This is a genomic window from Veillonella faecalis (genome assembly GCF_024677885.1).
In the GTDB taxonomy this organism is placed as follows: Bacteria; Bacillota; Negativicutes; order Veillonellales; family Veillonellaceae; genus Veillonella; species Veillonella nakazawae.
On sequence record NZ_JALBWL010000003.1, the window covers coordinates 119,857 to 133,817 of the forward strand.

General features: G+C 39.4%; 10 protein-coding genes. 1 reads left to right on the plus strand and 9 read right to left on the minus strand.

Annotated elements, in window-relative coordinates; genetic code table 11:
- Positions 1-65: 65 nt before the first annotated feature.
- From MOQ65_RS07270 to MOQ65_RS07310, 9 genes are all read right to left on the minus strand, one after another.
- A complete protein-coding gene (locus MOQ65_RS07270; RefSeq protein WP_257847125.1) occupies positions 66-1,271 on the minus strand; it encodes an MFS transporter in 1,206 nt (401 codons plus the stop codon).
- A 178-nt stretch (positions 1,272-1,449) separates the two neighbouring features.
- On the minus strand, positions 1,450-2,055 hold the full coding sequence (locus MOQ65_RS07275; protein ID WP_257847127.1) for a ferric reductase-like transmembrane domain-containing protein: 606 nt from the start codon (positions 2,053-2,055) through the stop codon (positions 1,450-1,452).
- A 145-nt stretch (positions 2,056-2,200) separates the two neighbouring features.
- A complete protein-coding gene (locus MOQ65_RS07280) occupies positions 2,201-3,472 on the minus strand; it encodes a putative porin (protein WP_257847128.1) in 1,272 nt (423 codons plus the stop codon).
- A gap of 254 nt (positions 3,473-3,726) precedes the next feature.
- Positions 3,727-4,329 (minus strand): ferric reductase-like transmembrane domain-containing protein, encoded by a 603-nt coding sequence (locus tag MOQ65_RS07285; protein ID WP_257847129.1) that lies wholly within the window; start codon positions 4,327-4,329, stop codon positions 3,727-3,729.
- 336 nt (positions 4,330-4,665) lie between these two features.
- Complete coding sequence (gene narI / locus MOQ65_RS07290) at positions 4,666-5,337, minus strand: respiratory nitrate reductase subunit gamma (protein ID WP_105081540.1); 672 nt, start codon at positions 5,335-5,337, stop codon at positions 4,666-4,668.
- Positions 5,334-5,858, minus strand: coding sequence for a nitrate reductase molybdenum cofactor assembly chaperone (gene narJ / locus MOQ65_RS07295; protein ID WP_054748527.1), 525 nt, complete (start codon positions 5,856-5,858; stop codon positions 5,334-5,336). Before narJ ends, narI begins: the two co-directional genes overlap by 4 nt.
- Positions 5,858-7,285, minus strand: coding sequence for a nitrate reductase subunit beta (gene narH, locus MOQ65_RS07300; protein ID WP_105094613.1), 1,428 nt, complete (start codon positions 7,283-7,285; stop codon positions 5,858-5,860). Before narH ends, narJ begins: the two co-directional genes overlap by 1 nt.
- Positions 7,275-10,952 carry a nitrate reductase subunit alpha gene (locus MOQ65_RS07305; RefSeq protein ID WP_257847130.1) on the minus strand — a complete coding sequence of 1,226 codons (3,678 nt, stop codon included), beginning with the start codon at positions 10,950-10,952 and terminating at the stop codon, positions 7,275-7,277. Before MOQ65_RS07305 ends, narH begins: the two co-directional genes overlap by 11 nt.
- 71 nt (positions 10,953-11,023) lie before the next feature.
- The gene (locus tag MOQ65_RS07310; protein WP_257847131.1) at positions 11,024-11,710 is read right to left on the minus strand and encodes a Crp/Fnr family transcriptional regulator; all 687 of its coding nucleotides are present in this window, start codon (positions 11,708-11,710) and stop codon (positions 11,024-11,026) included.
- 355 nt (positions 11,711-12,065) lie between these two features.
- Here MOQ65_RS07310 and MOQ65_RS07315 point away from each other — a divergent pair, with 355 nt between their 5' ends.
- Entirely contained in the window at positions 12,066-13,403 is a 1,338-nt protein-coding gene (locus tag MOQ65_RS07315; RefSeq protein WP_257847132.1) for an MFS transporter, read from the plus strand.
- Positions 13,404-13,961 lie beyond the last annotated feature (558 nt).

Here is a 13,961-nt window from a genome sequence, read left to right on the forward strand (position 1 = left end):
ACTACAACTACAACTACAACTACAACTACAACTACAATTATTATATTTCATTGAAAGTAGATTCACTATGATGAACTGCTTTCACGAGACATAACTAAATTACGATATACAAACCAGGACGCCACAAAGAATATTGTCGCCGTAGACCAAAACACAGCACCATATCCAAAGGCACGCGCAATAACACCACTAATAACAGGGCCTAAAACATTACCCATCATGGCTACGCTAGATACGGCACCAAAGACAATGCCGCGTCGCTCAACAGGGACGGCCTTGGATATCAGCGTATTTGCAATTGGCGTAATAAAGCCCATAAAGAATCCGGCTATAGCACGGAATACGCCAAGTCCCCATATACTAGGCATCAAGTATTGCAAAATAAATAAGGAGCCCACCGCCCATGTAGCAGTAAAGATAATACGAGGCATGGTCAATCGTTGTGTTACCTTACCGATTGAAATGGATGCTAAGGCGCTAAACAAACCAGCCCCAAAGATAATAATCCCTACAATGGTAGCAACAAATTCATCATTCACGGCCATATAGTGTTTGATATAAAGCGGTAAGATGGGACCAATACCAGTAATACCAAAGTTACATAAAAACTGCATCGCCACTAATAGACGAACTCGAGGTATCATGAGAAATGATTTAATCAAAGAAATCTGTGATTCTTGAGCATCTACCTTATGCTTAAACTGAAGATTAGGCATTAAGAAATAAATACCTAACAAGCAAATTCCAGTCAATCCAGAAAATACAAAAAATGGTGCTCTATAGCCTAATAAATCGGCCGCTAATCCCCCCATAAGAGGTCCAAAGACGAGTCCCATTACCATAGAGGCCTGATATAGCCCCATCGCCCATGGCACCTTTTCCTCAGGTGTTATGAGTACAATAATGGCCAGTCCTATCGGCACATAGCCGCCTACTACACCTTGCAAAATTCTTAGAACCAACAGCTGAGACGGGGTTTGTGTGAAAGCACAGGCCCCCACCGTAACCATTAAGGTGAATAAAATAAACATCATTACCTTACGTGGCCCAAGCTGGTTTGCCTTGCGCGACCAATACGGTGCACTAAGCGCTACCATACACGGCGTTACACCGGATACAATACCTGCCCACATAGCAGCTTCACCTGGATTATGTAGACCTAACTCTATAAGGAATAACGGAAGGAATGATAGTACCCCTATAATTGTTATTCCCCCACCGATCTGTATAATACAGATTAAATAGATAATTCGTTTCCAAGAAGACTCCATAGTGACCTTCTTTCTTATCAGTATATACTTGCACAAAATAATAGAATATACTCATAATATTATTGTATCGTAAACTACAAAAAAAGACCATCTCTTCCACATATAAAGGGTAGAGATGGTCTCTTTTTAGTTCTATGATTATACGACTTTTATAAGAATAAAAGTACGTATATATCATTTATTTTTGTTTAAACATCCAATAGATGTAGTAAATAACAAGTGCATACGTCACTACATCAAATACAGGCAAGAATGGTACCATTTTAGACAAACGTCCAAAACCATGAACATGAATATTTGCTGCAATGATAGCAATAAGGTTCAAACGATGAATCCAGATTGCTTTTTTACGAGATACAGATTCTGCCATATTGCCTACCCAAGGCGTTAAGTACAATACGGCAAAGATAAGAGCAATAAACATGGCTCCAAGGGAGATATAACCGCCCCAGAATCCTAAGAAGGACTTCAATGCTTTCAAGAAGTATACATACCAATGTGCACATACAAGAACAACACTAACGATACCTACGATGCGATGAACTTCAAACATTTCTTTTGGATTATATCGTTTGATAAACCATTTTGGTCTTGTTGCAATATATGTTAATACAAGCCATGCAACATAAGGAATAAGACCTAAGTGAACCTTCCAGTTACCAAATGATCTACCTCCTGTTACATAACCATATTCTACCATTCCCATAAATATTAGGGATAAAACCGCAATCCATATTAAAATATGGTATTTACTCTTAAACTGTTTTTTTACTACTTCTGCCATATAAACCTCACTATTTCTTATACAAACTACCAGTATATATCTAGTTGGCCTAATGTAGCATGCTAACAATTTCAATCCACATAGCATTCTACTTAGAACTTAAAACTAATTAGTTATTAAATCCAGATCCATCCTAAAATTAGAACTAGAATTTGAAGTTGAGGTCTGCACGGTAGAAATCATTTACACGGTTACCATCTTGTGTTTTCGCATGGAAGCCATAGTATGCATTAATACCAATATTTTTCTCTGGTGCGTAAGATGCACCTAATTGCCATGCTTTATAACCTTCATACCGTGTTTTCTTCAATAAATCATTAGATTCATATTTTTGCGTTTTAAATACTGGGGCATTTTTAGCTTGATCAAAGTAATCTAAGCGGATATCCCAAGAGTTCTTCTTGTTAATTTTATAATCGCCCCATTTAACGCCTACGTTCCAAACATCGGAATCACTCAAGCCAGATGCTTTTACCCACTCGCCATCAATACCGAATTTACCAACATTATATTTAGCATTAAAGCCATATACATTATCGAATTCGTTATTTTTCTTGCCATTACCCATACGTACATTTGTTGTACCTACATGAGCAAACATACCGCCAAAGCTAAAGTGATCATTAACAGCTACATGGGCATTAATAAGACCTACATCACCATTATCAGCTTTACTAGTCTTAGCAAAACGGCCTGCTGTCATATAACCATATGCACCATTTAATGTAACTTTATCACCTAGCTTCGCTGTAGCGCCTACACCATCAAAGTTAGAGCTATAAATCAAGCCACCACCAAACTTTTGAGTATAACGACCAGCATCAACTACAACATTTTTACCAAATTTGTGCTCTACATATGCTAGATCCCAGTTAGCTTGAGCTTCTTTAGAACTATCACCTAACTCAATAGAGCCTGTTGTAATACGCGCTTTTACAGATGTATTTTTATTAACCTTTGCATCTAGGCCTAAACGTACACGGGCTGTAATTTTATCTTCGTAATCATAACCATCGATACCCTCTTTGCCGATATAGTTGATACGAGCATCACCAGTAACCTTTACATTGCCTACGCGGTCTTCCAATTTAGCTACACGCACACCAAGCGAATGCAACTCATTGGAGAACTCGTCGGCCAAGCGATTCAACATAGCTTGTTGTTCTGCATTAGCACGATCTTGATTAGCCATGCCTTTCGCAATCATTTGAGCCATTTCGTAACGAGTAATGTTATTTTGGCCTTTGAAAGTCCCATCAGGATAACCATTGATAATACCAGCTGTAGCCAATTGATCTACTGCTTGATATGCCCAGCTATCGGACGGAACATCGGAAAATGGATTAACAGCAAACGCTGTAGCCACACCCATCATGGCTGCCACTGCAAAAGCACTGGTCATTTTACGTTTAATCATAATAAACCTCACACAATAAATAATGATTAATAAAAAATGAAAAGATAATGAAATTTATGACTATAATTATCATTATCATATTTAATATACAAATAATAGCAATTTTCATCTGGTCAGTAAAGAGAGAATGTATATCAATCTCATAATCAATTATGCATTAAACTGATAATATAGAATATTTTATTTCTTAGAAAATAAAAATATAACGAAAAAATCCCTTCTGTATAATACAGAAGGGATTTGTAGGTATCTTATTATTTCTTTTTAAACATCAAGTAGATGCAGTAGATAACAAGGCCATATGTAATGATATCAAAGACTTGTAAGAATGGTACCATTTTGGAAATACGATTAAAACCATGAATATGGATATCCGCAGCAACTAATGCTACGAGATTTAAACGATGAAGCCAAATACCAACATTACGACCAGATGGTGTAACTTTTCTAAGTTTTGGCGTCAAGAACGCAAGGCCAGAAATAGTACCAATACCGAAGGAAGTAAGGGCTACATAGCCACCCCACCAACCGAGAACGGATTTAGCAGCTTTACCGAAATAGAGATACAAATGGAATGCAATAACAGCTACAGATGCAATACCTAATGCACGGTGAATCTTGAACATTTCACATAAGTTATAACGGCTTGTAAACCATTTAGGGCGCGTAGCTAAGTAAGTCATTACAACCCATGCACACCAAGGCACAAGACCTGTGTATACTTTATAGTTACCAAAGGCACGACCACCTACGATATAGCCCCACTCTAGTAAACCAATCATAATTAAAGAAAATACACCGATCCATATAAAAATATGGTAAATACTCTTGTATTGTTTTGTTTCAACTTGATTCATCTAAAACCTCTCTAAAATAATACCTATGGATAACAATCTATCTAAGATATTTTATCATTTAAATCGAAATTTGTGGATTACTTTTATTAGATAGGTAGTATCTATTATAAGAATAATTCTAATTTAGACTTTTATTCTAACTATATAAACAACTGCAAAGTATTTCGGTATAAATAGATTATTCAATCAGAAACAATGTTATGTTATCTAAACTACTTTATCCAAAATTAGCAAACAAAAGCCCCTTGTAGTAGTGAGCATCAGCTTTCACTATTACAAGGGGCTACGATCAATTTGTCATATCATGAAGGGCATACAAATCAATCATCATCCTAATTATTTTTCGTCACGTTTACGATATACAATGAACGGACGTGTTAAGTAGTTGAGTGGAACACTCAAGCAGTGTACCAAACGGCTGAATGGGAAGATAATAGCTACCACCATCCACGCTAACATATGGAATTTAAACATGAATGGTACGCCTTCCATCAAGGATGGATCAGGCATAAAGGATAGTAAGCTACGGAACCAAGGACCGATAGATACGCGGTAATCAAAGAAACCAGATGCATTAAGCAATGTACCAGCCATACCGCTGAAAATAGCTAATGTTAAGAACAAGTATAACCATTTATCAAGGCCAGATGTGTTAACTTTCATAGCAGGTACAGTAAAGCGACGTTTCATCAAGAGCAAGAAGCCTACGATGAAGATAATACCCGCTACAGCACCCATGTATAACGCACCTTCATGGTACAAATGGTCATTAATACCGATTGCAGCAGTCCAAGTTTTAGGGATTAACACACCTACTACGTGACCACCGATAACGCAAAGCAAGCCAAAGTGGAACAATGGATTGGCAATGCGCAATTGTTTTTTCTCTAAAAATTCACTCGATTTTGTAGTCCAGTTTCTTTCAAAATAGAAGAAACGAACCAAAGTACCTACGATTAAGAAGGTGAAAGCGATGTAAGGCAAAGCGCCCCAAAGGAATAGATTCATCGTGCACCGTCCTCCAATCCATTTGCAACAGACAAGATAATATCAAACAAGAATGCATAAGGCAATTTAGCCTCAATGAAGCGTTCTCTAATGTATTCCAATTTTGGCTTACAATAGTCGTAAATTTCTTTTGCTTTTTCATCATCGATAACGGCACATAATTCAAGAAGTGCTGGAACATAGTCTGGCATTTCTTTTGGCAAATCATAGTCGTTTTCTAGGAAGAAAGCTTTAAATTTAACGAGTTCTTCTGCTTGTTCCCCAGTACCTTGTAATTCATAAGTCGACAAATACATAGTTGTATTTTGACTAAAATCAAAGGTACGAACATATTGGTCTTCAAATTCTTTTTTATCGGATTCCTCTACATAGTCGAAGAATTCTAATAAACCTTGGCGAAGTTGAGGATGCCCAACAGATTGGGCGTCCTCTCTCCATTCAGGTAGTTCGTTATACCATTGTTCATCAGGATAGCGTAGAAGAAATGACGCAATAAGAGCGATTTTCTGAGCATCCTTCATTATTGACATCCCCCTGTAGGGCAAGCAAAACCGCGATTATGTTGCATTTCTAGGCGACCTTCGCGAGATACTTTTACGTCAGATGGAATAACAAAGCGATCATTGTATTTGGACAATGCCAACAATTTGTACATACCGTACATTTGATCCTCTGTTAAATCAACTTTATGTTCAATAGGACCGTCACCTGTTTCACGACGGCGCATGTATTCACGCATGTCGAGAACACGTTGCAATGTACGAGCTAAAATTTCTGTATTACCTGCTGTAAACAAGTTAGCAAGGTATTGTACAGGTACGCGCATTTCATGTGCATCTGGCAAGTATACATCAGATGTTACACGTTGCAAGATTGGGCTGAGTGGTGGTACATACCAAACCATTGGCAATGTGCGATACTCAGGATGCAATGGCAATGCCACGCCCCACTCTTTTACAAGTTTGTATACAGGAGATTTTTGAGCTGCTTTAATCCATGCTTCGGAGATGCCTTCAGCACGAGCCGCTTTGATAACCTCTGGATCATGAGGATCCAAAATCAAATCTAAAGTATTTTCGTAAATATCTTGTTCATTTTTTGTAGCTGCCATAGCTTCTACTTTGTCCATATCGTAGAATACAACGCCAACATAGCGCATACGACCTACACAAGTTTCAGCACAGATTTGAGGCAAACCATTTTCCAAACGTGGGTAACAGAATACGCATTTTTCAGCTTTATTAGTTTCCCAGTTATAGAAGATTTTTTTGTATGGACAAGATGGAACGCAATGTCTCCAACCGCGGCATACATCTTGAGATACGAGAACTACACCATCTTCGTCGCGTTTATAAATCGCGCCGGATGGACATGCAGCTACACATGCAGGGTTCAAGCAGTGGTTACAAAGACGAGGCAAATAACGCATGAATACTTCTTCGTAGTCAAATACGATATCTTGGCCCATCTTAGTTAAGTTCACATCAGAACGAGCATGTTGACCACCAGCCAAATCATCATCCCAGTTAGGACCCCAAGTAACTTCCATTTTTTGTTTCGTTACAAGGGAACGAGGACGAGCAACTGGTTGGTTATTTTTACGACCACCATGAATCAATGTTTCATAGTCGTAAGTCCAAGGTTCGAAATAATCCTTCAACTCTGGTTGTTCAGGATGGAAGAATAATTTCATCAAACGATTTGTTTTAGAACCTGTAGAAAGAGCTAATTTACCAGAGTTATCTAGCGTCCAGCCGCCCTTCCATTTTTCTTGGTCTTCCCAATTACGTGGATAGCCTACACCTGGGCGAGTCTCCACGTTATTAAAGTACATATATTCCGCGCCTTCGCGGTTCGTCCATGTATTTTTACAAGTGATAGAGCATGTATGACAGCCTAAACACTTATCCAAATTTAGGACCATGGATACTTGAGCTTTAATCTTCAAGCCAATCCACCTCCTTCAACTTACGAGCCACAATTGTCATATCACGTTGGTTACCAGTTGGGCCATAGTAGTTAAAGCCATAGCTCAATTGACCATAACCGCCAATCATGTGTGTCGGTTTCATGTGAATATGAGTTGGTGCGTTGTGTGTACCACCGCGACGGTCTTTCTTAACTTGCGTACCAGGAACGTTGATGTGACGATCTTGAGAGTGATGCATATAGGAAATGCCACGAGGAATACGTGGAGATACAACTGCACGAGCTGCAACTACACCATTTTTATTGAAAGCTTCTACCCAGTCATTATCTTTAACGCCAATTTCTGCTGCATCATCTTCGTTGAGCCAAATAGTTTGACCACCACGGAACAATGTCAACATTTGTTGGCTATCGAAGTACATACTATGAGTAGACCACTTATTATGTGGTGTTAAGTATTTCAATGTAATTTCTGGAATACCTTCTTGTTTGTAGTCACCTTGTACTGGTTTGTAGGACAATACAGGTTTGTACAACGCCATAGCTTCACCGTAATCGCGCATCATTTCATGATCGCAATAGAAGGATTGACGACCTGTTACGGTACGGAATGGTACTTTATCTTCTGTAGATGTTGTGAATGGGGAATAACGACGGTTTTTATCGTTTTTACCAGTACTTGTTACAGAGCTAATAATGAAGCGTGGTTGGCGAACCATGTCATCAAAGGTAATTTTTTCTTGTTCACGACCTTTTGCATTCTTTTCAAGATCAGAAAGACCAGTTTTTTCTTCCATTGCCTTCCAAGAACGAACAGCCAATTTACCATTTGTACAAGAAGACAATGTCAATACAGCATTACAAGCTTCTTTACATTCGTAAATGCTTGGACGGCCATGAGAAATGAATTCTGGATTATCGATTGTACCATTTTGTGCGTACAATGTTTGATATTCATCAGATACATCCCAAGCCAAGCCATGAGCACCCATTTTGTTTTCAATGTTAGGTCCCAAAGCAATGAATTTTTCAAAGATTTGGCCATAGTTGCGTTTTACATGAACGAGGTTAGGCATTGTTTTACCAGGAATTGGTTCACATTCGCCTTTGCTCCAGTCGAGAACCTTACCTTCTGGTTGAGCCACTTCACCTGGGCTGTCATGACCAAGAGGCAATGCTACGATGTCTTCGTATTCTGTGAAGCCAGACTCTTTTGCTACGCGAGATACTGTTTCTGCAAGGGTACGGAATGTATCCCAGTCAGATTTAGTTTCCCATGCGCAATCAACAGCAGCTTGGAATACGTGTACATATGGATGCATATCTGTAGAAGACAAGTCTTCTTTTTCATACCATGTAGCTGCAGGGAATACGATATCAGAGTACAAGCCTGTAGAAGCCATACGGAAGTCGATGTCGATTAAGAGGTCAAGTTTACCTGCCCCATCAGCTTCACGCCATTTGATTTCTTCTGGACGTGTAGGTGCATCGTCATCTTCTAATACCGCATTTTTAGTACCTAATAAATGTTTCAAGAAGTATTCATGGCCTTTAGAAGAGGAACCGATAAGGTTCGCACGCCATACAAACAAGTTGCGTGGATGGTTTTCTTTAGCCGCAGGATCTTCTACGCAGAATTGTAATTCTTTATTTTTCAACGCTTGCGCCACATATTGATTAATTTCTGCTTCTGTACCAGCACCAGCTGCACGAGCATCGTTAATCAAGTCTTGGCTGCCTTTATTGAAAGTAGGATATGATGGCAACCAACCTAAACGAGCCGCTAATACATTGTAATCGCCAGGGTGACGGTAACGAGGCTTAGCTAATTTAGATACGCGGTCTGCCAAGTCGATGCAATCAGAACGATATTGTTCTGTAGCAAAGTAGAACCAAGATGTACCATTTTGCAAACGAGGAGCTTTACTCCAGTCGTTAGCTGTCATGATACCGCCCCAGCCTTCAATAGGACGAAGTTTTTCTTGACCTACGTAGTGAGCCCAGCCACCACCGTTAACACCTTCTGTACCACAGAACATGATAAGGTTCAAGATTGTACGGTAAATCACGTCAGCATGGTACCAGTGGTTGATACCACCGCCCATGATAATCATGGAACGACCTTTAGTTTTTTCTGCATTGTCTGCAAACTCACGAGCTGTAGCAATAGCGATATCTGCTTTTACGCCAGTAATTTTTTCTTGCCATGTAGGTGTGTAAGGAGTGTCATCTGTATAAGATGTTGCCACTTCACCGCCGATACCACGATCGATACCATAGTTAGCAAGAATAAGATCATATACAGTAGTTACTTTTACAGGACCATCTACAGTTTGTACTGTAATTGTAGGAATAGCACGTTCAATTACGCCTTCGTGCTCTTCATCTCCAAAGTATGGCAACTTAACAACAGTCACATCTTCACGTTGATCAAACACGGATAAACGAGGGTCGATTTTAGCCCCTGTATCGCGGTTTTCAAGGCGTAAGTTCCATTTTTGTGGATTTGTGTGACGTTCGCCCATTGTACCATTAGGAACAACGATTTCATTAGTTGTATCATCGATTAATACCATTTGGAAGTTAGCGCCTTCCTCTTGGCGACCCAAATCCTTAGCATTCAAGAAGCGGCCTGGTTGTACAGTGCCGTTGATTTCTTCAACGCGTACAAGGAATGGCATATCTGTGAACTCTTTAGCATACTCTTTGAAGTATGGAGTTTCTTTATCGATGTAGTATTCTTTTAAGATTACGTGGCCCATTGCCATAGCAAGAGCCGCATCAGTACCGGCTTTTACATTGAGCCAAGCATCAGAAGAAGTTGTAGATTCCGCATAGTCAGGGGATACGGATACTACCTTAGTACCTTTGTAACGAACCTCTGTTAAGAAGTGAGCATCTGGCGTACGAGTCAATGGTACGTTAGAACCCCAAGTCATGATGTAACCAGCATTGTACCAGTCACCAGATTCAGGTGTATCAGTTTGTTCACCCCAAACTTGAGGGCTAGAAGGTGGTAAATCGGCATACCAGTCATAGAAGGACAATGGTGAACCACCCATTAAGTTAAGGAAACGAGCACCTGCTGCATAGGACAACATGGACATCGCTGGAATTACAGAGAAGCCTGCGTTGCGGTCAGGGCCGTATGTTTTTGCAGTATATAATAAGGATGCAGCAGTAATTTCTGTCGCTTCATCCCATGTGGAGCGCACAAAGCCACCCATACCACGGGCAGATTTGTATTTTTTCGCTTTTTCAGGATCTTCTACGATAGATTTCCAAGCTTCGATTGGGTTCTTAGCATGCTTTTTAGCTTCTCTCCAAAGCTCAGCCAATTCGCCGCGCACATATGGATATTTTACGCGCAATGGGCTATAGAGATACCAAGAGAATGTTGCACCACGAGGGCACCCACGTGGTTCGTAATCCGGCATATCATCTGGTGTTTCAGGGTAATCAGTAGCCTGATTTTCCCACGCTACAACACCATTCTTAACGTAGATATTCCAGCTACAAGAACCAGTACAGTTTACGCCATGCGTTGTGCGGACAACTTTATCGTAAGACCAACGGTCACGATAAAAATTTTCCCACTCGCGACCGCCATCTTCAGTTATTTGATGGCCGCTTGGAGATACGTTCTTCTTGCGAAGAAACTTAAACTTTTGAGACAACAAGCTCATCTCGTGTCCTCCTTCAAAACTACAAAAAAATCCTTTGTGCTAGCTGAGCTAACACAAAGGAGAAAATACTGTTATTCGATATTACTAATATTAGGGTCTATATTATCAACCTCTAAATCAAGCAATCCGATTAAAGCATCAAAATCACAGATTACTAGATGGTGTTTGTCATAGGCTACATAGCCCAACTTACGCAACTCACTTAGCATGCGATTTAAACTTTCTCTTGATGTGGCAGCAAATTCAGCCAACTCTTGATTTGTTAGGGCGATATCGATAAAGATACCATCCTCGCGCTCTACACCATAACTATTGGCTAAGCGCAACAAGGTAGAATAAAATGCTCCCTTCTTGCCATATAGTAGCAAGTCTCGGTATTTTGCCTGTTGACGACGCATATGTAATGTGTAGATTTGCATCATCGCAATAGCCAATGAATGATCTTTTGCAATAGCTGGCTCTAACACATCATAGCGAATGGAATAAACAGAGCAATCCTCCCGAGCGATGGCGTTGAACACATACGTTCTTGTGTTCTCCTCATACAACGGAACCTCACCAATTACATTATTCGGACCTACTAGACGCAACGCAAAAATGTGCCCACTAGATTCGAATTTCTTAATGCTCATTCTACCTTTTAACACTACGTAAAAGTGTTCTGCCTTGTCCCCCTCGTGGAAGAGAAAATCACCTTTATTAAGATGGAGTTCCTCGCCCGGCAAAGCAAGTAATTGGTTAATTAAATTTTTATCCATACCTTCACCACTCCATTGTACTTTTAAAATAAAATCCATTAGTTATACTAATCTATTTATAGTAAAAGCACATGTATTATATACTTTTTTGTATATATAAGATTATTATAACTTATTAATTTCAGAATATGTGTGTTTTATGTCACATTCACAAAAAATTTTACAATATATAATATATTTGTGATATAAGACATTGCAAATTTTGTTGATACAATAATTATAACTCAGTTCTCTAAGTAATTCGAATATTTTCTATAGAAATTCTATAAATTGCAATATTCATATACATTGACTGATAATTGTATCTTCCATGTCTTCATTGCATGTATAGTTTTTCAGTAAGGAGAAGTTCAAAATGAGCGAACTAAAAATGCCTCAAGTAGGGGCAAGCCGAAGCGAAATTGTGGCTAATTGGCAACCAGATAATCCAGAATTTTGGGAAAAGTTTGGTAAAAAAATTGCTAAACAAAACTTGGTTATATCCACAATTGCATTAACCCTTTCATTCTGTGTATGGTATTTATGGGCAACCATTGCAGCGCAACTCAACGGCGCAGGCTTTAATTTCACAACCGATCAATTATTTACCTTAGCTGCATTGCCAGGCCTTGTAGGTGCTACATTACGTTTTGTATATACCTACATGCCAGCCTTAATCGGTGGTAAAAACTGGACATTTATTTCCACACTTATTCTATTAGTTCCTGTTGTATGGCTCGGCTTTGCCGTTCAAGATACAACAACTTCTTATACGACATTCATGATTTTGACTGCCCTTATCGGTTTAGCGGGCGCCAACTTCTCGTCCTCCATGGCGTACATTGGCAACTTCTTCCCTAAATCCGAAAAAGGTACTGCTCTTGGTATCAACGGCGGTGTTGGTAACCTTGGTATTTCCGTAATCTACTTCTTGGCTCCATTCGCTATGGGTTCTGCTGCACTAGGTAGCGTATTCGGTGTAACACCAGCTATCATCAAAGGTAATGCAGTATACCTTGCCAATGCAGCTTTCATGTGGATCGTACCACTTGTTGTTATCCTTGCACTTATGACACGATTCATGGATAACTTACCTCTAGAAAAACCAAATCCTAAAAATCTAGTACAAATCTTTGGTAACAAACACACTTGGGCACTTACATTACTTTATACATGTTCCTTCGGTGCTTTCTCTGGTTATGCAGCAGCACTTGGTCTATTAGTAGGTAAAGAATTCCCAGAAGTACCATTTGCTTCTATCGCATTCGTAGGTCCACTTGTAGCAGGTGCACTTCGCCCTGTAGGTGGTTGGTTAGCAGACAAAATTAACAGCGGTACAAAAGTTACCTTTGTAAGCCTTCTCGGACTATGTGCTACAACAGCTCTAATTGCAGTTGGCGTAGATATGCACAACTTCCCATTCTTCTTTGCTATGTCCGTGTTGACATTCGTATGCTGTGGCTTCGCAACTGGTGCTACATTCCGTATGATTCCTCACGTATTCGGTAATCCATTGCTTTCCTCTTTAATTACAGGTTTCGTTGCTGCCGTAGCTGCATACGGTGCCTTCATTACACCTAAAATCTTCGGTTTTGTATATTCCATGTTTGGCAATATTCACCCAGCCTTTGCTGTATTATTAGCCTTCAACATCGTAACTGTAGCAGTATGCTACTGGTTCTATGTGCGTAAAGCAGCTAATATGAACGTATAATTTTCTGGAAACAGAAAATTTACGTTCACTGGACGGTACAACAAAATATAATTCACTTTTCTAAACTAAGTGATAAAAGAAACCCCGCATCTCTCCTCCATACGTATCAGGTCTGCGGCCTAGGGCCTTGACCTCGTAAGTCGGATCGATGCGGGGTTCTCTTTTATAAGAATATAGTTATAAATAAGCTACTCAAACATAGTGAATTATATTTTACGCAGTACATGTACAGTGCGTACAGCAAATTTTCTGTTCAAAATTATAGACTTCATGTTAAGGGAAGAAAAAGAGGACTGCTAAGCAGTCCATTCATTCTAATTTGACGATATATATCTTTATCTCTATAATATAAATAGATAGTCAGACGAGTAGGAACGTCAGGCGCATCTCAAAAACAAAACATATAGGAAATGGCCTTTCTGTTTAGCTAATTACACTTGGTAACGGAGGGCTATTTGCTTTTTAGAGGCCCAACCTCGCTGACTACCTTAATAGTATTATAATCTGAACAAATATACGATACAATAAGCAGTTATTTATCTATATATATGAATAATA

Bases quoted from the DNA above. Each gene is read 5' to 3' on its own strand.
- narJ (WP_054748527.1), bottom strand. From the start codon at position 5,858: ATGAAGGATGCTCAGAAAATCGCTCTTATTGCGTCATTTCTTCTACGC.
- MOQ65_RS07310 (WP_257847131.1), bottom strand. From the start codon at position 11,710: ATGGATAAAAATTTAATTAACCAATTACTTGCTTTGCCGGGCGAGGAA.
- MOQ65_RS07280 (WP_257847128.1), bottom strand. From the start codon at position 3,472: ATGATTAAACGTAAAATGACCAGTGCTTTTGCAGTGGCAGCCATGATG.
- MOQ65_RS07275 (WP_257847127.1), bottom strand. From the start codon at position 2,055: ATGGCAGAAGTAGTAAAAAAACAGTTTAAGAGTAAATACCATATTTTA.
- MOQ65_RS07315 (WP_257847132.1), top strand. From the start codon at position 12,066: ATGAGCGAACTAAAAATGCCTCAAGTAGGGGCAAGCCGAAGCGAAATT.
- narI (WP_105081540.1), bottom strand. From the start codon at position 5,337: ATGAATCTATTCCTTTGGGGCGCTTTGCCTTACATCGCTTTCACCTTC.
- MOQ65_RS07305 (WP_257847130.1), bottom strand. From the start codon at position 10,952: ATGAGCTTGTTGTCTCAAAAGTTTAAGTTTCTTCGCAAGAAGAACGTA.
- MOQ65_RS07285 (WP_257847129.1), bottom strand. From the start codon at position 4,329: ATGAATCAAGTTGAAACAAAACAATACAAGAGTATTTACCATATTTTT.
- MOQ65_RS07270 (WP_257847125.1), bottom strand. From the start codon at position 1,271: ATGGAGTCTTCTTGGAAACGAATTATCTATTTAATCTGTATTATACAG.